Source organism: Staphylococcus sp. EG-SA-14 (genome assembly GCF_017151935.1).
Taxonomy (GTDB): domain Bacteria; phylum Bacillota; class Bacilli; order Staphylococcales; family Staphylococcaceae; genus Staphylococcus; species Staphylococcus aureus.
This window is the reverse complement of sequence record NZ_JACVZM010000022.1, coordinates 21,778-42,904: the sequence shown is the minus strand read 5'-3', so window position 1 is coordinate 42,904 and position 21,127 is coordinate 21,778. Positions and strand designations below refer to the sequence as shown.

At 30.7% G+C, this 21,127-nt stretch carries 23 protein-coding genes; 15 read left to right on the top strand and 8 right to left on the bottom strand.

What is annotated here, in order from left to right:
- The first annotated feature begins 2 nt into the window (after positions 1 to 2).
- From IDG63_RS11915 to IDG63_RS11895, 5 genes are all read left to right on the top strand, one after another.
- The gene (locus IDG63_RS11915) at positions 3 to 722 is read left to right on the top strand and encodes an HAD family hydrolase (RefSeq protein WP_000365354.1); all 720 of its coding nucleotides are present in this window, start codon (positions 3 to 5) and stop codon (positions 720 to 722) included.
- Positions 706 to 1,506 (top strand): alpha/beta fold hydrolase, encoded by an 801-nt coding sequence (locus IDG63_RS11910; RefSeq protein ID WP_000362967.1) that lies wholly within the window; start codon positions 706 to 708, stop codon positions 1,504 to 1,506. The genes IDG63_RS11915 and IDG63_RS11910 overlap by 17 nt, the downstream gene beginning before the upstream one ends.
- A gap of 135 nt (positions 1,507 to 1,641) precedes the next feature.
- On the top strand, positions 1,642 to 2,148 hold the full coding sequence (locus tag IDG63_RS11905; protein WP_000735558.1) for an SA0570 family protein: 507 nt from the start codon (positions 1,642 to 1,644) through the stop codon (positions 2,146 to 2,148).
- A gap of 161 nt (positions 2,149 to 2,309) precedes the next feature.
- Positions 2,310 to 3,026: a hypothetical protein gene (locus tag IDG63_RS11900; RefSeq protein ID WP_001222133.1), complete on the top strand. Its 717-nt coding sequence runs from the start codon at positions 2,310 to 2,312 to the stop codon at positions 3,024 to 3,026.
- A 168-nt stretch (positions 3,027 to 3,194) separates the two neighbouring features.
- Positions 3,195 to 3,983: an alpha/beta fold hydrolase gene (locus tag IDG63_RS11895; RefSeq protein ID WP_001045423.1), complete on the top strand. Its 789-nt coding sequence runs from the start codon at positions 3,195 to 3,197 to the stop codon at positions 3,981 to 3,983.
- Positions 3,984 to 4,234: 251 nt separating this feature from the next.
- On the opposite strand, the gene sarA is transcribed toward IDG63_RS11895, so the two are convergent.
- From sarA to sroA, 4 genes are all read right to left on the bottom strand, one after another.
- Complete coding sequence (gene sarA / locus IDG63_RS11890) at positions 4,235 to 4,609, bottom strand: global transcriptional regulator SarA (RefSeq protein ID WP_001018677.1); 375 nt, start codon at positions 4,607 to 4,609, stop codon at positions 4,235 to 4,237.
- 947 nt (positions 4,610 to 5,556) lie between these two features.
- Complete coding sequence (locus IDG63_RS11885) at positions 5,557 to 6,486, bottom strand: DMT family transporter (RefSeq protein WP_001808303.1); 930 nt, start codon at positions 6,484 to 6,486, stop codon at positions 5,557 to 5,559.
- Between the two features lie 194 nt (positions 6,487 to 6,680).
- Positions 6,681 to 6,905 carry a DUF2922 domain-containing protein gene (locus tag IDG63_RS11880; RefSeq protein WP_000169042.1) on the bottom strand — a complete coding sequence of 75 codons (225 nt, stop codon included), beginning with the start codon at positions 6,903 to 6,905 and terminating at the stop codon, positions 6,681 to 6,683.
- Between the two features lie 16 nt (positions 6,906 to 6,921).
- On the bottom strand, positions 6,922 to 7,125 hold the full coding sequence (gene sroA, locus IDG63_RS11875) for a sigS mRNA-stabilizing protein SroA (protein WP_000036085.1): 204 nt from the start codon (positions 7,123 to 7,125) through the stop codon (positions 6,922 to 6,924).
- A 158-nt stretch (positions 7,126 to 7,283) separates the two neighbouring features.
- Between sroA and IDG63_RS11870 the strand changes: the two genes are divergently transcribed.
- The 9 genes from IDG63_RS11870 (at position 7,284) to IDG63_RS11830 (ending at position 16,080) form a co-directional block, all read left to right on the top strand.
- Positions 7,284 to 7,844, top strand: a complete 561-nt coding sequence (locus IDG63_RS11870; protein ID WP_001044915.1) for a tyrosine-type recombinase/integrase — start codon at positions 7,284 to 7,286, stop codon at positions 7,842 to 7,844.
- A gap of 18 nt (positions 7,845 to 7,862) precedes the next feature.
- Positions 7,863 to 10,265 (top strand): Na+/H+ antiporter Mnh2 subunit A, encoded by a 2,403-nt coding sequence (gene mnhA2, locus IDG63_RS11865; RefSeq protein ID WP_086095875.1) that lies wholly within the window; start codon positions 7,863 to 7,865, stop codon positions 10,263 to 10,265.
- Positions 10,252 to 10,677: a Na+/H+ antiporter Mnh2 subunit B gene (mnhB2, locus tag IDG63_RS11860; protein WP_000661906.1), complete on the top strand. Its 426-nt coding sequence runs from the start codon at positions 10,252 to 10,254 to the stop codon at positions 10,675 to 10,677. The genes mnhA2 and mnhB2 overlap by 14 nt, the downstream gene beginning before the upstream one ends.
- Entirely contained in the window at positions 10,674 to 11,018 is a 345-nt protein-coding gene (mnhC2, locus tag IDG63_RS11855; RefSeq protein ID WP_001048985.1) for a Na+/H+ antiporter Mnh2 subunit C, read from the top strand. Before mnhB2 ends, mnhC2 begins: the two co-directional genes overlap by 4 nt.
- A complete protein-coding gene (gene mnhD2 / locus IDG63_RS11850; protein WP_000950548.1) occupies positions 11,008 to 12,504 on the top strand; it encodes a Na+/H+ antiporter Mnh2 subunit D in 1,497 nt (498 codons plus the stop codon). The genes mnhC2 and mnhD2 overlap by 11 nt, the downstream gene beginning before the upstream one ends.
- Positions 12,505 to 12,987, top strand: a complete 483-nt coding sequence (gene mnhE2, locus IDG63_RS11845; RefSeq protein WP_001071971.1) for a Na+/H+ antiporter Mnh2 subunit E — start codon at positions 12,505 to 12,507, stop codon at positions 12,985 to 12,987.
- The gene (gene mnhF2, locus IDG63_RS11840) at positions 12,984 to 13,286 is read left to right on the top strand and encodes a Na+/H+ antiporter Mnh2 subunit F (protein ID WP_000616642.1); all 303 of its coding nucleotides are present in this window, start codon (positions 12,984 to 12,986) and stop codon (positions 13,284 to 13,286) included. The genes mnhE2 and mnhF2 overlap by 4 nt, the downstream gene beginning before the upstream one ends.
- Complete coding sequence (gene mnhG2, locus IDG63_RS11835; protein WP_000406612.1) at positions 13,261 to 13,698, top strand: Na+/H+ antiporter Mnh2 subunit G; 438 nt, start codon at positions 13,261 to 13,263, stop codon at positions 13,696 to 13,698. Before mnhF2 ends, mnhG2 begins: the two co-directional genes overlap by 26 nt.
- 339 nt (positions 13,699 to 14,037) lie before the next feature.
- Complete coding sequence (locus IDG63_RS11830; protein WP_000402172.1) at positions 14,038 to 16,080, top strand: cation:proton antiporter; 2,043 nt, start codon at positions 14,038 to 14,040, stop codon at positions 16,078 to 16,080.
- 893 nt (positions 16,081 to 16,973) lie between these two features.
- Here IDG63_RS11830 and mntC read toward each other — a convergent pair.
- The 3 genes from mntC to IDG63_RS11815 are packed head-to-tail and all read right to left on the bottom strand — an operon-like array spanning position 16,974 to position 19,473.
- The gene (gene mntC / locus IDG63_RS11825) at positions 16,974 to 17,903 is read right to left on the bottom strand and encodes a manganese ABC transporter substrate-binding lipoprotein MntC (protein WP_000737654.1); all 930 of its coding nucleotides are present in this window, start codon (positions 17,901 to 17,903) and stop codon (positions 16,974 to 16,976) included.
- Positions 17,900 to 18,736 carry a metal ABC transporter permease gene (locus tag IDG63_RS11820; protein WP_000889252.1) on the bottom strand — a complete coding sequence of 279 codons (837 nt, stop codon included), beginning with the start codon at positions 18,734 to 18,736 and terminating at the stop codon, positions 17,900 to 17,902. Before IDG63_RS11820 ends, mntC begins: the two co-directional genes overlap by 4 nt.
- On the bottom strand, positions 18,730 to 19,473 hold the full coding sequence (locus IDG63_RS11815; protein ID WP_000894464.1) for a metal ABC transporter ATP-binding protein: 744 nt from the start codon (positions 19,471 to 19,473) through the stop codon (positions 18,730 to 18,732). The genes IDG63_RS11820 and IDG63_RS11815 overlap by 7 nt, the downstream gene beginning before the upstream one ends.
- Before the next feature lie 121 nt (positions 19,474 to 19,594).
- Between IDG63_RS11815 and IDG63_RS11810 the strand changes: the two genes are divergently transcribed.
- Positions 19,595 to 20,239, top strand: a complete 645-nt coding sequence (locus IDG63_RS11810; RefSeq protein WP_000954654.1) for a metal-dependent transcriptional regulator — start codon at positions 19,595 to 19,597, stop codon at positions 20,237 to 20,239.
- A 79-nt stretch (positions 20,240 to 20,318) separates the two neighbouring features.
- On the opposite strand, the gene IDG63_RS11805 is transcribed toward IDG63_RS11810, so the two are convergent.
- A complete protein-coding gene (locus IDG63_RS11805; RefSeq protein WP_001108545.1) occupies positions 20,319 to 21,071 on the bottom strand; it encodes a M50 family metallopeptidase in 753 nt (250 codons plus the stop codon).
- Between the last annotated feature and the right edge of the window lie 56 nt (positions 21,072 to 21,127).

Genomic DNA, 21,127 nt, shown 5'->3' with positions numbered 1-21,127 from the left:
CGATGGATTTGAATCAAATTAAAGCAGTTGTATTTGATTTAGAAGGTACGTTGTTGGACAGAGTTAAATCTCGAGAGAAATTTATCGAAGAGCAATATGAACGATTTCATGACTACTTAATTCATGTTCAACTGGCAGATTTTAAAAAAGCATTTATTGAGCTAGATGACGATGAAGATAATGATAAACCTGATTTATATAAAGAAATCATTAAACGTTTCCATGTAGATAGGTTAACTTGGAAAGACTTATTTAATGATTTTGAAATGCATTTTTATCGTTATGTATTTCCTTATTACGATACTTTGTATACACTAGAAAAGCTATCGCAAAAAGGCTTTCAAATTGGTGTTATCGCAAATGGTAAATCTAAGATTAAACAATTTCGATTACATTCACTTGGTTTGATGCATGTTATTAATTATTTATCAACATCAGAAACAGTTGGTTTTCGTAAACCACATCCTAAAATTTTTGAAGATATGATTGATCAACTAGGGGTATTACCTGAGCAAATTATGTATGTTGGCGATGATGCGTTAAATGATGTAGCTCCAGCACGAGCTATGGGCATGGTTAGTGTATGGTATAAACAAGAAGATGCTGAAATTGAACCACTCGAAGAAGAAGTTGATTTTACAATTACAACAGTGGAAGAATTATTAACCATTTTACCAATAAAAAATGATAATAAAGGAGAAAATTATGGATCTATTTACTAGAAAAGATGGAACATCGATACATTACAGTACATTAGGTGAAGGCTATCCTATCGTATTGATTCATACTGTACTTGATAATTATTCTGTGTTTAATAAATTAGCAGCAGAATTAGCAAAATCATTTCAAGTTGTGTTAATTGATTTACGTGGACATGGCTATTCTGATAAACCTCGTCACATTGAAATAAAAGATTTTTCTGATGACATTGTTGAATTACTTAAATATTTATATATTGAAGAAGTTGCATTTGTATGCCATGAAATGGGTGGAATCATTGGTGCGGATATTTCAGTACGTTATCCTGAATTTACATCATCACTTACGTTGGTAAATCCAACATCTATTGAAGGTGAATTACCGGAAGAACGTTTATTTAGAAAATATGCCCATATTATTCGAAACTGGGATCCTGAAAAACAAGATAAATTTTTAAATAAGCGTAAGTATTATCGTCCGAGAAAAATGAATCGATTCCTCAAACATGTCGTAGATACAAATGAAATATCAACTAAAGAAGAAATTCAAGCAGTTAAAGAGGTATTCAAAAACGCTGATATTTCTCAAACTTATAGAAATGTCGTAGTACCGACAAAAATTATTGCAGGAGAATTCGGTGAAAGAACAACAAGATTAGAAGCTAAAGAAGTAGCTGATTTAATCCAAAATGCGGACTTTGAAGTATATCAAGAATCAAGTGCATTCCCATTTGTTGAAGAGCAAGAAAGATTCGTCGAAGATACAGCTGCATTTATCAACAAACATCACGATGAAAAGCATGTTTAATTTTTAGTGATAAGTGAAATATAAAAGTAGTAATTATTATTTGTAATATAATTGTAATATGACTGTTGTTTTAGAAATGATTGTTGTATAATGGTTGTGAGCACAAGACGATATAAATAAAAGGAGAGAGTGCTTATGAAAAAGCTACTAACGGCAAGTATAATTGCATGTTCTGTTGTAATGGGAGTAGGCTTAGTGAACACTAGTGCCGAAGCAGCAAGTGGCAACTCTATTGATACTGTTAAACAATTAATTAAGGGTGATCAGTCATTAGAAAATGTGAAAATTGGCGAATCTATTAAAGATGTTTTAACTAAGTACAAAAATCCGATGTATTCTTACAATGAAGATGGAACTGAACATTATTACGAATTCCATACTAAAAAAGGTATGTTATTAGTAACTACTGATGGTAAGAAAAACAATGGTAAAGTAACTCATATTTCAATGATGTATAATGATGCTAATGGTCCAACATATCAAGCTGTTAAAAATTATGTTGGCAAAGCAGTAACACATACGGAATATAGCAAAGTTGCTGGTAATTTTGGATATATTGAAAAAGGCAAAACGACTTATCAATTTGCCTCAGCACCAAAAGATAAAAACATAAAATTATATCGTATTGATTTGGAAAAATAATAATTAAATTAATCGTGCTTAACCGACAAGTTAAATCGCAATACTTGTCGGTTATTTTATTACATGGCATAATACAGTGAATATTAATTTTTATGATTTGCGAAGGGGAAATTAAACCAATACAATAAATAAAGATGTTTCATTTTAAAGGAGTACTACCAATGCGTATTAACGATAAAATTTTACTAGAAAATATAGAAGATTACTTTAATCATAAAGGTTTATCACCGCATTTGATTGATGATATTAAAGAGAAAGTAATTACTGATATAAAAAATTCTGAAAAGAAAGATCAAGATTATATTGAATATAAAAGAAAATCTCCAGCACAAATCATATTAATGATTCAAAGGAATTTGTTTGCTTTACAAATGAATCCAGTTATTTTCTTTATTATAAACTTCATTCTCATATCCTATTTATATGATAAACAGTATGTTCAGTTTCAAGCTATTACTGGAATGAGTCTATTTTATTGTTTAGTGATTTTTCCAATGACTATTGTTGTATACCTAAGGGTGTCTCAAAAGAATTACTTGCGTAGTAATAAAATAGAAATGATTATGGGTACAATTATCGCTATCATATCCTTGTTATTAATTATATTACAAGCATTTAATATTACTTGGGGCGTTATACCAATTACAAATTTTGGACATCAATTTTTCTTTTTCATTGGTATTATTTTAGTAATTGCCGGCATATTTTATAAGCGACTTGAGTTTTCGGGAATCGGGTTATTATTTTGTCAAAAAACCGTCGATGCAATGATTCATAATCCACAATCAGCCCAGATTTTTTCATTAATTATATGGATATTATTAGTAGTTCTAGTTATATATTTCACAATTAGATTATCTTCACGTACAAGATTATAAATATGATAAAACTATTCACTTGATTAATTGTATTAATTGAGATGAATAGTTTTTTTATTGTTGGAATAACTTTTGGTAATTTATAAATAATTTAAAAAAATTGTTTATAAAATGGAAGCGTATATAGAATGAAGGTTGGGTATATAGTTTATTGAGGGAGGTGTCACAATGAATAAAGTCACAATTAATCCTCAAATCCAATTAACTTATCAAATTGAAGGTAAAGGGGATCCTATAATATTACTTCATGGATTGGATGGTAATTTAGCTGGATTTGAAGATTTGCAACATCAACTAGCATCATCATATAAAGTACTTACTTACGATTTAAGAGGTCATGGCAAGTCTTCTAAAAGTGAATCATACGATTTAAACGATCACGTTGAGGATTTAAAAATTCTAATGGAGAAGTTAAATATTCATGAGGCACATATTCTAGGACATGATTTAGGTGGGGTAGTTGCTAAGTTATTTACAGATAAATATGCTTATCGTGTAAAATCATTAACTACCATTGCATCGAAGAAAGATGACTTAATACACAGCTTTACTCAATTGTTAATACAATATCAAGATGATATAGCGGGTTTTAATAAGTCTGAAGCGTATATTCTTTTATTTTCTAAATTGTTTAGAAATCAAGAGAAGACGATGAAATGGTATCAAAAACAAAGAATATATAGCATTAAGTCTGAGGATGATAGTGCGGTGGCAATTCGTTCATTAATTTTGCATAAAGATGAACCTATGTATTTAAAAAAACGTACATGTGTACCTACTTTGTTAATTAATGGGGAACATGATCCTTTGATTAAAGATAAGAATCATTTTAAATTGGAAGCGCATTTTTTAAATGTTACGAAAAAAATCTTCGAACATTCAGGACATGCACCGCATATTGAAGAACCAGAAGCATTTATGAATTATTATTTAAATTTTTTAAAAAGCGTATCATAATATGTGATATATAAACCTAGGGCATAAAGTCCTTAGGCAATGTGAAAAAGCTGATTACTATTCATTATTTGATAGAAATCAGCTTTTTTTGAAATGTATTTGATATATACTGCTCGTTATGCGGCTATCTTCCTTATATTAAGTGCCATTAGTGCAAAACCTCTTAACAATTAGGTAAAAAAAGACATAAAAAAAGGAAGTTTAATAGAATGTATCATCTATCAAACTTCACCAAATTGCGCTAAACAAAATTATAGTTCAATTTCGTTGTTTGCTTCAGTGATTCGTTTATTTACTCGACTCAATAATGATTCGATTTTTTTACGTTGTTGTGCATTAACAAGAATTAATACAGTTCTTTCATCATGCTCATTACGTTTTTTATCGAAGTAATCTTCTTGAGATAAAATTTTAACTGCTTTAACAACTTGTGGTTGTTTGTAGTTTAAATGATTAATAATATCTTTAAGATAGTATTCTTTCTCTTTGTTTTCGCTGATGTATGTCAATACAGCGAATTCTTCAAAGCTAATTGAAAATTCCTTTTTAATTAAACTTTTTAATTTGTCAGCATAAGTGACCATTGATAACAACTCAAAGCAATCATTGATTTTTGTAATTGCCATGTTTAAAACCTCCCTATTTGATGCATCTTGCTCGATACATTTGCCCGATAATATATTGATATCTAATCTTTATTTATTATAGATATGTTAGTCATAATTTTGCATTAAATAAGTTTTATTAAATATATTTAATGCTCTATTATTTAGTTAATTATAACTAATTAAAAATGAGAAGTAAACAAAAAAGTGTTTATAAAACAAATTATTCATTAGACACAGTGATTGTATTTCTGGATTAGCATTTGGTTTAGTCAAAAATATCAGCATTTTTTATAATTTACCTTAATTTAATCGTCAATACAAGGTAATTTATTTAATGAAACGATTTAGCGCAATTAAATGTTTCGATATTCAATGTGTGTCTAAAGAGATTCTTTGTTATAGCTTAACTCTTCCAAGTTAACTTCTTCTACTATTTATACCCATTTTTCAGAATTTTATCACTAAAAATGAAAAATTTTTATAATTTTTTTAATTTAGTAATTCTCAGTGCAGTTTTAATGATAAGAAAAACACATTAATTTAGTGATTAAAACCAATCTATAGCACGTTAAAGTGTCTATACGTTATTCCGATTGATAACGGGTAACAAATAATAGAAAGTACGATAATTGATCATGCATTAAAGCACTTTTATTTTTCAAACTCGACTCAATGAATTATAAAAAGTTGTGCATTTTGACTTATTTTTAATTAATTGAATAACCAACTATGAAATATTAGCACGAATAACATAATTTTTGCTATTAATTTGGTGTAAATTATTAAAAAATAACATTAATTTAGGTCTTAAGAATGAGTTGACTATCGAATTTGCTAAATTAAAATTTGTTGTGTCAAAGTATACTACCCAAATCAACGCTTTTCTAAAGATTTTTAGACCACAAAAAAATAGCTTATCACTTTTAAAAATAATTACAAGTTAAAATGATAAGCTAAAAGTTAAATTAAAATAATCTTAAAAGTATAATGCCTGTCAAAATACATAATAGACCAATAGTTTTTCTGGATGTCATTGCTATTTTAGGTGAACTAAATAATCCAAAGTGATCTATCAATATGCCCATTAGAATCTGGCCAAACATCCCAATAAGTGTTGTTAATGCTGCACCCATATGAGGCATTAAGATAATGTTAGCTGTTACAAAAGCCATACCAAGTATACCGCCAGTAAAATAGATAGGCTTTAATTTACCGAATTTTAAATGACTTGTTTTTAGTTTTAAAGAACGATTAAAAATAGCGGTTAAAATCAATAGCGCTATTGACCCAATTGTAAATGATACTAATGATGCAAAGGCTGGTGAATGAGTATGACTTGCTAAAGCACTATTAATTGTCGTTTGAATAGGTGGAAAGAAACCAAAAATAAATCCTAAGAGAAGCCAAAACAGTAAATACTTTTGATCAGTTAGTAATAAATTATTCTTGTTAAATTGATTCATTATGACGATGCCGACAATGAGTAACAATACTCCGATTGCTTTAATTAAATTAAAATCATGAACTGTTGCACCAAATAATCCGAACGTATCAATAATGACCCCCATTATAATTTGGCCCGCAACTGTTGCAATGACAGTTAATGTTGCACCTAATTTTGGCAATAACAATAAATTGCCAGTTAAAAAGCTAACCCCAAGCAAACCACCGACTACCCATGTGTAGTTAAATGATTGATTATTGTAAAAGTGAATAGTAAAGACTTCTGGATTGATAATGATATTTAAAATAATTAAACAAATTGTTCCAACTGAAAATGAAATGAATGAAGTATAGAAAGGCGATTTAGTATACAGTGATAGTCTTGAATTGACAGATGTTTGGATAGGAATAAGCATTCCAACTAGGACACCAATGATATAGAAAAGAAGCATATGAATAAAGTCTCACTTTCCAAAGTTAATAATAAAATCATATATATACATTATCATTATAGAGAAAATATACAACTCATTTACAATAATGTTGAAAAAAACAGGACATTATCACAACAAAATCACCCTAGACAATCATGATGAAAGTCTAGGGTGTTAGTATTTATACTAAATTAATTGTGCTTTCTTTATATCTATTTCTTATCTTCAAATAAAACAGTTGTTGTTTTATCAATAATTTGAGCAGAATGTACTTTGGTGATAGTACCACTATTTGACTTTATAATATTTAAATCTACTAATGCATTCATACTATCACGTGCAACTTGCTCGGTCACTACGTTGTTTAATTGTGGTAATTGCAGTTTTACAGGCTTGTCTAGTGAAGATTTAAAACTTAATTCAAGTGTTTTAGTCATGAATATGTCCTCCTGATTAAATTGATAAAGATTTGATGAGTTCGATATTGCTATATGTTTCTCCAGTAAGTCGCTCAATAAGTTTGCTGAATGTTTTAATTTGGTCGTTTGATGCATCAGGGTTAATGTTAGCGAATCGACGCTTAAATTCTGTTTGTTTGCCGTTAGCGTCTAGTTTAGTAAATGATAATACAATAGTGATGTGGTTTATTTTACTCATATTTTAAAACCTCCTTTCAGACTATATATCGAAACAAAATAATAAAATGGCTAATTTTATTTTCTATGTTTAAAATCTATAAAAAAGGTAATAGATATATGTAACTAAAATATAAAATAGCTATGATTAAGACACTTAAAGCAAGGGGAGGTTGAGTAATGAATAAAGTAGAAGCGATTAAATTTAATGATGATATTGTTAAAATGTATGAAGCGCTCAAGATAAAATCTGAACGTGACTATTTATTCTTTAAGTTAGCTATACATAGTGGATTGAAAGTATCAGAATTATTAACAATTACAGTCTCTCAAGTTAAGAGACTAATTGAAAAGTGTACGTTATCAGAAATGTGTAAAGCACATTTTCATTCGTTGATTAAAATTAGGTTACCAGAAACATTATCGAAAGAACTACTTCAATATATAGAGGACAGGAGTCTTTCGAATGAAGACGTTCTTTTTCAATCACTACGAACAAATCAAGTATTATCTAGACAGCAAGCATATCGAATAATTCACCAAGCATCAATTGAAGCTGGTATAGATAATGTAGGACTAACGACATTGCGTAAGACATTTGCATATCATGCTTATCAAAAAGGTATACCTATACCAGTCATTCAAAAGTATTTAGGGCATCAATCTGCTATTGAAACACTAAATTTTATCGGTTTAGAAAATGAGTGTGAACATAGTATTTATATTTCATTACAATTATAGAAACAAAGGAGGCTAATAATGAGTTTGGTTTATTTATTAATTGCTATACTTGTGATTATGGCAATGATACTTCTAATGTCTAAACGTAGAGCATTGGCTAAATATGCCGGGTACATAGCGTTGGTTGCACCTGTAATTTCATCTATCTATTTTTTGATTCAAATACCATCAGTAGCTAAACTGCAATATCTTTCTACCTCTATTCCATGGATTAAGACATTAGATATTAATTTAGATTTACGTTTAGATGGTTTAAGTTTAATGTTTTCTCTTATTATTTCACTTATTGGAATTGCAGTATTCTTCTATGCAACTCAATATTTATCCTCTCGAAAAGACAATTTACCAAGGTTTTATTTTTATTTAACGTTATTTATGTTCAGTATGATTGGTATTGTATTATCAGACAATACGATATTGATGTACATTTTTTGGGAATTAACGAGTGTATCATCATTTTTATTGATTTCATATTGGTATAACAATGGTGACAGTCAATTTGGTGCGATTCAATCATTTATGATTACAGTATTTGGTGGATTGGCGTTATTAGTTGGTTTTATTATGCTGTATATCATGACAGGAACGAATAATATCACTGACATATTAGGACAAGCAGATCATATTAAGAATCATGGATTGTTTATCCCTATGATTTTTATGTTTTTATTAGGTGCATTTACAAAATCAGCACAATTTCCATTTCATATTTGGCTACCTAGAGCAATGGCTGCACCTACACCTGTAAGTGCTTATTTACATTCAGCCACGATGGTAAAAGCTGGTATCTTTTTATTACTTCGATTTACACCATTATTAGGTCTTAGCAATATGTACATATATATCGTCACGTTTGTTGGTTTAATAACAATGTTATTTGGTTCAATCACAGCTTTAAAACAATGGGATTTAAAAGGAATCCTAGCATATTCAACAATCAGTCAACTAGGAATGATTATGGCAATGGTCGGTATCGGTGGTGGATATGCTCAACACCAACAAGACGCAATAGCATCTATTTATGTATTTGTATTATTTGGTGCGCTATTTCATCTAATGAATCATGCCATCTTTAAATGTGCGCTTTTCATGGGAGTAGGTATTTTAGATCATGAAGCAGGTTCAAGGGATATACGAATTTTAAGTGGAATGCGTCAACTATTTCCTAAAATGAATCTAGTCATGACGATAGCGGCTCTATCTATGGCTGGAGTACCATTTTTAAATGGATTTTTAAGTAAAGAAATGTTTTTAGATGCATTAACACAAACTGGACAATTATCCCAATTTAGTTTGATTTCAATGATAGCTATCGTGTTTGTTGGTGTTATTGCGAGTGTTTTTACATTCACATATGCACTATACATGGTAAAAGAAGTATTTTGGACAAAATATGATTCTAAGGTTTTTACTAAAAAAAATATCCACGAACCATGGTTGTTTAGTTTACCATCTCTTATATTAATGGTGCTAGTACCTGTAATCTTTTTTGTACCAAATATATTTGGGAAGGGGATTATCGTTCCAGCATTAAGAGCTGTACCAGGTGGTAATCATCAAATTGATCAATTGGCACCACATGTTTCGCAATGGCATGGATTTAACATACCGCTTCTTTTAACCATCATCATTATTTTATTGGGTAGTGTACTAGCAATCAAAGTAGATTGGAAAAAAGTGTTCACAGGTAAAATTAGACAGATTTCAGTTTCAAAAAGCTATGAGATGGTATATCGACATTTTGAAAAGTTTGCTACGAAGCGATTTAAACGTGTTATGCAAGATCGTTTAAACCAATACATTATTATGACCTTAGGCATATTTATGATTATCATTGGATATGGTTATATTCGAATTGGACTTCCTAAAGTACATCAGTTACATGTTTCTGAATTTGGGGCATTAGAAATTATATTAGCAATCGTAACTGTCACAATTGGTATTTCTTTAATTTTTATACGTCAACGACTGACAATGGTCATTTTAAATGGAGTCATCGGATTTGTTGTGACCTTATTCTTTATAGCAATGAAAGCCCCTGATTTAGCATTGACTCAGCTAGTAGTTGAAACAATAACGACGATACTATTTATTGTCAGTTTTTCAAGATTACCAAACGTGCCAAGATCTAACGCTAACAAAAAAAGAGAAATAATTAAAATTTCTGTATCACTCTTGATGGCACTTATTGTTGTATCATTAATTTTTATTACACAACAAACAGATGGTTTATCATCAATATCAGACTTTTATTTAAAAGCTGACAAACTAACAGGTGGTAAAAATATTGTAAATGCGATACTTGGTGACTTTAGAGCATTAGATACATTATTTGAAGGATTAGTGTTAATTATTACTGGGCTAGGTATTTACACATTATTAAATTATCAAGATCGGAGGGGACAAGATGAAAGAGAATGATGTCGTGTTAAGAACGGTCACGAAACTTGTTGTATTTATTTTATTGACTTTCGGATTCTATGTCTTCTTCGCAGGTCATAATAATCCTGGTGGTGGGTTTATTGGTGGTTTAATATTTAGTTCAGCGTTTATTTTAATGTTTCTGGCTTTTAATGTTGAAGAGGTTTTAGAAAGTTTACCGATTGATTTTAGAATTTTAATGATTATTGGAGCATTGGTATCATCTATTACTGCGATAATACCTATGTTTTTTGGAAAACCATTTTTGTCTCAATATGAAACAACTTGGATACTTCCAATTTTAGGACAAATTCATGTAAGTACAATAACACTTTTTGAATTAGGTATTTTATTCTCAGTTGTTGGTGTTATTGTCACAGTGATGTTGTCGCTTAGCGGAGGTCGATCATGAATTTAATATTATTACTAGTTATAGGATTTTTAGTGTTTATAGGAACATATATGATTTTATCAATCAATTTAATTCGTATTGTAATCGGAATTTCAATATATACTCATGCTGGTAATCTCATTATTATGAGTATGGGAACGTATGGTTCTAGTAGATCAGAACCATTAATAACTGGTGGAAACCAATTGTTTGTTGATCCCTTGTTACAAGCTATTGTACTAACTGCAATAGTTATAGGGTTTGGGATGACTGCGTTTTTACTTGTACTTGTTTATAGAACTTATAAAGTAACAAAAGAAGATGAAATTGAAGGCCTAAGGGGGGAAGATGATGCTAAGTAACTTATTGATTTTACCAATGTTATTACCATTCCTTTGTGCCTTAATCCTTGTATTTTTAAAAAATAATGATCGTATTTCTAAATATTTATACTTAGGTACAATGACTATCACCACAATTATTTCATTAATGCTATTAATTTATGTTCAGCGTCACCGTCCAATTACGCTAGACTTTGGAGGATGGTCAGCGCCCTTTGGTATACAGTTTTTAGGAGATTCTTTAAGTTTGATTATGGTTACAACCGCTTCGTTTGTGATTACTTTAATTATGGCATACGGATTTGGGCGTGGCGAACATAAAGCAAATCGTTATCACTTGCCATCGTTCATATTATTTTTAAGTGTTGGCGTGATAGGCTCTTTTCTAACATCAGATTTATTTAATTTATACGTCATGTTTGAAATTATGTTACTAGCGTCATTTGTACTCATTACACTTGGACAATCTGTAGAACAATTACGTGCTGCAATTATTTATGTTGTCTTGAATATTATTGGTTCATGGCTATTCTTATTAGGTATAGGTTTACTTTATAAAACAGTAGGTACATTAAACTTTTCACATATTGCAATGCGTTTGAATGACATGGGAGATAATCGCACTGTTACAATGATTTCATTAATCTTCTTAGTCGCATTTAGTGCGAAAGCAGCGCTGGTCCTTTTTATGTGGCTACCCAAAGCCTACGCTGTGTTAAATACTGAGCTTGCAGCATTATTTGCAGCGTTAATGACCAAAGTAGGGGCCTATGCATTAATTCGATTCTTCACTTTACTATTTGATCAACATAATGATCTCATACATCCATTGCTAGCAACTATGGCTGCTATAACTATGGTCATCGGCGCTATAGGTGTCATTGCTTATAAAGATATTAAAAAGATTGCAGCTTACCAAGTCATAATCTCAATAGGATTTATCATTTTAGGTTTAGGAACAAACACGTTTGCAGGTATTAATGGTGCAATATTTTATTTGGTAAATGACATTGTTGTAAAAACATTGCTATTCTTTATTATTGGTAGTTTAGTTTACATTACAGGCTATCGACAATATCAATATTTGAATGGCTTAGCTAAAAAAGAACCTTTATTTGGAGTTGCGTTTATTATAATGATTTTTGCTATTGGCGGCGTGCCTCCATTTAGTGGCTTTCCGGGGAAAGTACTTATTTTCCAAGGTGCATTGCAAAATGGCAATTATATTGGACTAGCGTTAATGATTATTACTAGTCTAATTGCAATGTACAGTTTATTTAGGATACTTTTTTATATGTATTTTGGAGATAAAGATGGGGAGGAAGTTAATTTTAAGAAAATCCCGCTATATCGAAAAAGAATTTTAAGTATTTTAGTAGTTGTGGTTATCGCAATCGGAATTGCTGCACCTGTTGTGTTAAATGTTACAAGTGATGCAACTGAGTTGAACACGAGTGATCAATTATATCAAAAACTTGTAAATCCGCATTTGAAAGGAGAGGACTAAATGAATCAAATAGTTTTAAATATTATCATTGCATTCTTATGGGTATTATTTCAAGATGAAGATCATTTTAAATTCTCGACTTTCTTTTCTGGATATCTAATTGGTTTAATTGTCATTTATATATTACACAGGTTTTTCAGCGATGATTTTTATGTTAGAAAAATATGGGTAGCTATTAAATTTTTAGGTGTTTATTTATATCAATTAATAACATCTAGCATTAGCACGATTAATTATATTCTTTTTAAAACAAAAGATATGAACCCTGGATTACTTTCATATGAAACAAGACTAACAAGTGATTGGGCAATAACATTTTTAACAATTTTAATTATTATAACTCCAGGGTCTACAGTAATACGAATTTCTCAAGACTCTAAAAAGTTTTTTATTCATAGTATCGACGTGTCAGAAAAAGAAAAAGATAGTTTGTTAAGAAGTATTAAGCATTATGAAGACTTAATATTGGAGGTGTCGCGATGATACAAACAATAACACATATTATGATTATTAGTTCACTCATTATTTTTGGAATTGCATTAATCATCTGTTTATTTAGATTAATCAAGGGACCTACAACAGCAGATCGTGTCGTTACATTTGATACAACAAGTGCTGTCGTAATGTCAATTGTGGGTGTGTTAAGTGTACTTATGGGCACCGTTTCTTTCTTAGATTCAATCATGCTCATTGCCATTATATCTTTTGTAAGTTCTGTTTCAATATCACGCTTTATTGGTGGGGGGCATGTGTTTAATGGAAATAACAAAAGAAATCTTTAGTCTTATTGCTGCTGTGATGTTGTTGTTAGGTAGTTTTATTGCTCTTATTAGTGCAATAGGTATCGTGAAATTCCAAGATGTTTTCTTAAGAAGTCACGCTGCGACAAAAAGTTCAACTTTATCCGTGTTATTAACTTTAATCGGTGTATTAATTTATTTTATTGTGAATACAGGATTTTTCAGTGTGCGTTTATTACTGTCACTTGTTTTTATTAATTTAACTTCACCAGTCGGCATGCACTTAGTCGCTCGCGCTGCTTATCGCAACGGCGCTTATATGTATCGAAAAAATGATGCTCACACACATGCATCAATATTATTAAGTTCAAATGAACAAAACTCTACAGAAGCATTACAATTACGTGCTAAAAAACGAGAAGAGCATCGTAAGAAATGGTATCAAAACGATTGAAGTGTTGGCTAAATTGTTAAGCATAACAATGCTTTTGAAAATCTGTTTTCAAAATTAATCATTAAAAGAGTACTTTGAAATTGGTTAGTCGATTTTAAGGTGCTCATTTTTTGTATTATAAGTTAATGTTGTTATGTGAAAGCAAGTTGTTTATTTATACAAACAATTAGTGATAAAATAAAATTAAATAATTGCAAATTTAAGTACTGCAATCGTAGACATATATCTATATTAAAGTGCTTTTGTGGTCGCTAACTCAATTTATCCTCTAAAGTATAATTACAACGAGATGTGATACTTAATTTTCAATTAAACAATACTTTTTAGAGAGGTGAAAGTTTGGAAATATTTGAAACAATTCTTATATTTATAGCTGTTGTGATACTAAGTTCGTTTGTCCATACTTTCATACCTAAAGTACCCCTAGCATTTATACAAATTTTCTTGGGCATGTTACTATTTATTACCCCAATCCCTGTTCAATTTAATTTTGATTCTGAATTGTTTATGGTAACAATGATTGCGCCTTTGTTATTTGTAGAAGGTGTTAATGTTTCTAGAGTCCATTTAAGGAAATATATTAAGCCAGTGATGATGATGGCATTAGGATTAGTCATTACTACTGTGATAGGTGTAGGTTTATTTATTCATTGGATTTGGCCAGATTTACCTATTGGAGCAGCATTTGCAATTGCTGCCATTCTTTGTCCTACTGATGCAGTAGCAGTGCAAGCAATCACTAAAGGAAAGGTCTTGCCAAAAGGAGCAATGACAATTCTTGAAGGTGAGTCATTATTGAATGATGCTGCTGGTATTATTTCATTTAAAATAGCTGTTGGAGTATTAGTTACAGGTGCTTTTTCACTTGTTGATGCTGTTCAGTTGTTTTTAATTGCATCAATTGGTGGCGCAGTGGTTGGTTTACTTATAGGTATGGCATTAGTAAGGTTCCGACTAACATTGATGCGTCGAGGATATGAAAACATTAATATGTTTACAATTATTCAATTGTTAACACCATTTGTTACGTATTTAATTGCTGAATTGTTTCACGCATCAGGAATCATTGCAGCAGTAGTTGCAGGACTTGTACATGGTTTCGAACGTGACAGAATTATGCAAGTACGTACACAACTGCAAATGAGTTACAATCATACATGGAATATACTAGGTTATGTTTTAAATGGCTTTGTTTTTTCAATATTAGGATTTTTAGTACCTGAAGTTATTATTAAAATTATCAAAACAGAACCGCACAATTTAATCTTTTTAATAGGCATCACTATTGTTGTTGCTTTAGCTGTCTATCTATTTAGATTTGTTTGGGTTTATGTCTTATATCCTTATTTTTATTTAGCCATCAGTCCATTCCAAAAAATGATGACTAAAAATGATGATGATAATCCAACGACTGAGAAACCACCAAAGCGAAGTTTATACGCTTTAATTATGACGTTATGTGGTGTGCATGGAACAATTTCTTTAGCAATCGCATTAACGTTACCGTATTTTTTAGCAGGGCATCATGCTTTTACGTATAGAAACGACTTATTATTTATTGCATCTGGTATGGTTATTATTAGTTTGGTAGTTGCGCAAGTATTATTGCCATTATTAACGAAACCTGCACCTAAAACAGTAATTGGCAATATGTCGTTTAAAGTTGCTAGAATTTATATATTAGAACAAGTTATTGATTATCTAAATCAAAAATCTACTTTCGAAACAAGTTTTAAATATGGTAACGTGATTAAAGAATATCATGATAAATTAGCATTTTTAAAAACTGTAGAGAAAGATGATGAAAACTCTAAAGAATTAGAACGTCTACAAAAAATTGCTTTTAATGTAGAAACAAAAACATTAGAGTCTTTAGTAGATGAAGGACAAATAACGAATAGTGTACTTGAAAACTATATGCGTTATGCTGAAAGAACACAGGTATATAGACAAGCATCATTAATAAGAAGAATGATTGTATTATTACGAGGTGCTTTATTAAAACGAAGAGTACAAACGAGAGTGAACTCCGCATCTTCACTTAGTGTTACGGATAACTTAATGGAATTAAATAAAATTAATAAATTAGTCCATTATAATGTGGTTAGTCGTTTGTCTAAGGAAACAACAAAAGATAATACACTTGAAGTTGGAATGGTTTGTGACGGTTATTTAATGCGAATTGAAAACTTAACACCATCAAATTTCTTCAACTCAGCAAGTGAAGATACGATTACTAAAATTAAATTAAATGCATTGAGAGAACAACGTCGCATTTTACGTGAATTGATAGATACAGACGAAGTATCTGAAGGTACTGCTTTGAAATTAAGAGAGGCAATCAATTACGATGAAATGGTTATTGTAGATAGTATGACGTAGTTCCTAATTATGCTAAAAGGGATTGATGAAAAACTGAAGGGCTTTTCATCAATCCCTTTTATTTTATGGGAATTGAATAGATAGTTTTAAACTATACGAATTATTAATATTTGAGATTTAATTGAAATAAGTTTTAAAAATTGGAGGAGATAGATTAAGCGAAGTCATTTAAAGGTGAAGTTAAGTGTATTCACAAAAAATAGCCACACTCATATGACATCGGATGAGTGTGGCTTAAGGATCTATGGGGGGAGGAAACCATAGATGTTTACTTTGATAGGCCAGATTAAATATCAAAGTATGCGATTATTTATAGCTTGATGCAAAAGTGGTATGCCTATTAAAAGTTACTGCACATAGCTTTTAATATTCCGTTCAAAGGAAAGGGGCATACAATTGAACAATCTGTAATAGTACTTTTAACCAGCTATGCTAAAAGTCTAGTAGGGAGAACAGTTGTCCAATCACATAAGAACCTCTAACTTCGTTAGTACGATTAAGAAAAGCTTTTTAGTTAGTATGTAATACAATTTATTGACGCGCGTGAATCTCTTTTATAAGAGTGTGTAGGGAATGGCGTTGTATAAATTGTATTAGAAGAACTTCTAACGCATCTCTGTGGTTAAAAGAGATGAAGGGAACGACAGTTTAATTAAAACTGCATAAGAACTTCTAGCTTTTCTCTTTCGTTCAAAGAGAAGTTCTAATACCACCATATCGTGCGATCGGGAACGGTATATATATTAATAGGAGGGTAATATATATTTAACGCACGATATGGGACTATTAGCCTTCGACTTTGTTATGTTGATGTGTGGCCTAAAATATTGGAGATACCAATATTTTAGGTTGCATCAACATCAATTCATCTTACTTCATTAAAACACAGCGTGTTATTTCATGCTTCCGTGTACAGTTTCAATATTTGATTTCATCATTTTGTAGTAAGAGTCACCTTTAGTGCCTTCTTTACCGATTGAATCTGTGTACACTTCACCAAAGATATCTTTCTTCGTTTCTTCAGATAAACTTTCCATTGCTTTCTTATCAACACTTGTTTCTACTAATAAGTGTTTTAATTTGTGCTTTTTAACAAACTCAATAGCTTGTCTCATTTGTTCAGGTGTACCTTGTTTTTCAGTGTTAATTTCCCAAATATAACCTGGTGTAATACCGTATTGTTTTGAGAAGTACTTGAAGGCACCTTCACTTGTAATCATGGCACGTTGTTCTTTTGGAATGTCATTAAATTTGTCTTTACTGTCATTATTTAATTTTTCCAATTGAGCAATGTATTTGTTACCTTGCTTTTCATAATCTGCTTTATGTTTTTTGTCGTTATCGATAAATGTTTGTTGAATTGTTTTTACGTATTTAATACCGTTATCTAAACTTAACCATGCGTGTGGATCTTGTTTATCTTTGTTGCCTTCTTCACCGTTTAAATAGATAGGTTTAACATCTTTTGATACTGCGATAACTTTTTTATCTTTTAATGATTTACCAGCCTGTTCTAAGGCTTTTTCAAACCAACCGTTACCAGTCTCTAAATTTAATCCGTTGTATAAAATAACGTCAGCGTCAGTTAACTTTTTAATATCTTTAGGTTTAACTTCATATTCATGAGGATCTTGACCAACAGGTACAATACTATGAATATCGACGTTGTCTCCACCAACATTTTTAGCCATATCATATAAAATTGAATTCGTCGTTACTACTTTTAATTTGCCATTTGACTTATCACTGCTTTGTTTACCACCAGTACCACATGCAGCAACTAGAAGTAATAAGGCTAATAATAAAGGTACTAATTTTTTCATGTTAAACTTCCTCGTTTCTTTCTATTCGTAAATTTTGTGAAAAATAATGTGATGATATAAATTACAAACGTACAAAGTACGATTGTCGCACCACTAGGAATGTTGTAAATATAGCTGTAATAAAGTCCGACAATTGAACTTATGACACTTATTAAACTTGCTATAATCATCATTGAGTATAGTTTTTTACTAATTAAAAATGCTGTAGATGCAGGTGTAATTAATAATGCAACTACAAGAATAATACCTACCGTTTGAATACTTGCTACTGTTACTAATGAGAGTAACAACATCACAAAGTAATGTAATAACGTCGTATTTAGACCACTCATTCTACTAAACGTTGGATCGAATGTAGAAATCATTAATGGACGATAGAAAATAATGATTAGAATAAGGACGATTGAACCAATCACAATAGTTGTTAAAAATGCACTATTTGTGATTGCCAGTAAATTACCAAACAGAATATGGTACAAATCTGTCGTAGTGTTTATTAAGCTAATAATAATAATCCCCGAAGCTAAGAAAGCGGTAAAACTAATTCCAATAGCGGCGTCAGGTTTCGTTTTACTACTAGATGTGATATAACCGATAAAAATACTTGCGATCATACCAGTTATAAGTGCGCCTACAAACATTGGAATACCAAATAAGAATGATAGGGCAACACCAGGTAATACTGCGTGACTCATTGCATCTCCCATTAATGAAAGACCACGTAATACAATTAAACTACCAACTGTACCACAAACTATCCCTACAATAATTGAAGTTATCAATGCTCGATTCAAGAATTGATATGTAAATAAATGTTCGACAAACTCTAACATGTTATATTGCTCCTTTGACTAGGGTCACTACAGTCAGTGCTACTCATAAATGTTTCGTTTAAGCGAGTGACACTCATAGCCTCTTCACTATCACCAAAGTATCGTAATGTTTGATTTAATAGAATAATGCGATCAAAGTATTGCTTTGCTTTTGATAGATCATGGTGGATGATAAGAATAAGTTTTCCTTGTTGTTTTAAGTTCTCGATTTTTGTCATGATTAATTTTTCGCTACTAAAATCAATTCCGACAAACGGCTCATCTAGAAAATAAACTTCACTTTCGGACATCAATGCTCTTGCTACTAGCACACGTTGTAATTGTCCACCACTTAATTCTGAAATTTGTCGATGACGTAAAGATTCTAATTCTAAATCGCTTAATAACTGTTTGAGTTTATCCCTTGCTGATTTATTAGGTCGTCTAAACCATCCAATTTCTTTGTAGCAACCTGATAAAATCACTTGTTCCACACTTATAGGAAAATCTAAATCAATATGTGCTTTTTGTGGAATATATGTAATATGTTGCAGTTGTTGTTGTATAGGTTTGTTATATAACAATTTAGTACCGGTAGCATTAAATTCACCAATTAAAGACTTGATAAGGGAAGATTTACCAGCACCATTCGGGCCCATGATACCAATTATTTCGCCGCGTACTGGTATCGATAAGGAAATGTTTTTAAGTACATGCTTATTACCTAAAAACAGATTTAAATCTTTTGTTTCTAACAAACGTTTATACCTCCTAATTAAAAGTTTAGGCTAACCTAATTAATTGTATAATAAACTGAGAATATTTATCATGTCAAGTAAATTCGTGATATAATATAGACAATGTATGTGAGGTGAAAGTATGTTAACTGAAGAAAAAGAGGACTATTTAAAGGCAATCCTTACGAATAATGGCGATAAAAACTTTGTGACAAATAAAATCTTATCTCAATTTTTAAATATTAAGCCTCCATCTGTAAGTGAAATGGTAGGACGTCTTGAAAAAGCAGGCTATGTTGAAACAAAACCATACAAAGGTGTTAGATTAACAGAGGATGGTTTAACGCATACGCTTGATATCATTAAGAGACATCGACTATTAGAATTATTTTTAATAGAAATATTGAAATACAATTGGGAAGAAGTACATCAAGAAGCAGAAATTTTAGAACATCGAATTTCAGATTTATTTGTTGAAAGGCTGGATAGCCTGTTAAATTTCCCAGAAACTTGCCCGCACGGCGGTGTGATTCCTAGAAATAATGAATATAAAGAGAAATATATAACAACGATTTTGAATTATGAACCTGGTGATATCGTTACAATCAAACGTGTGAGAGATAAGACCGATTTGCTAATATATTTGTCTAGTAAAGATATTTCTATTGGTAATGAAGTGGAAATTGTATCGAAAGATGAAATGAATAAAGTAATTATCATTAAACGTAATGATAATGTAATTATTGTCAGTTACGAAAATGCAATGAACATGTTTGCTGAAAAATAAAATAAAGAAGCCATAAAGATATCCATGATTGAACTGATAAAGACATATGGATAATTGCTTTAGGCTTCTTTTTTATTAGTTAATTTATCAAGTGAGTATATTTGAGTAAAATATTCACTGCATAAAGATTGAAGATAATCCATATTGTACTATAAATGAAGATAGGTACATGACTGAGTTCTTTAAGTGCACTACCATCCCACTGTGGACTCGGACGCTGGAAAGTCAATTTAGCAATCGTCCAACTAGATTGTAGAACTTCGCCTAATAATACACCTAAAATATATTGATAACTCATTGTGACAAGTAGTTGAATTTCTACTATATTTTCATCTTTTAATATAAAATACAACATGATAGAAATTAAAGTTATAACAACAATGGGTGAGCCTTTTCTAGATGTTAAAATTAAAAAATAAATAAATATCAATAAATAGGTAAATATAAAGAAACTAGGTATCTGATAATGGCTCGACGCTAAACCTATCAATAACATAATAGGTGGCATAAAATAACCACCAATCGTTGTAAGCCATTGACCTGCTAGATGTCTAGATTGTGTAATTGCGAATCCTTGTTGTAATGTCTGTTGTCGCTCTCGTGGACTTGTTACAATGACTAAATCTTTTGCACGGCCACCAGCGAGTTTATTAAACAATACATGACCAAATTCATGTGTTAAAACAGGGATATAGTTTAAAATGACATCTAAATAGTTCAAAACAGGCTTATGTCTATATTGATGAATAGCAATATAACAAGCTGCAACAATAACGATAATGTATATATTAAGTTGAATTGTCGTATTAAAAAAGTTTGATAAATAATTCATTGTTAACCTCATATAAGATATTAATTTAAAGTTTGCTTAGCACTTATTATAAATGA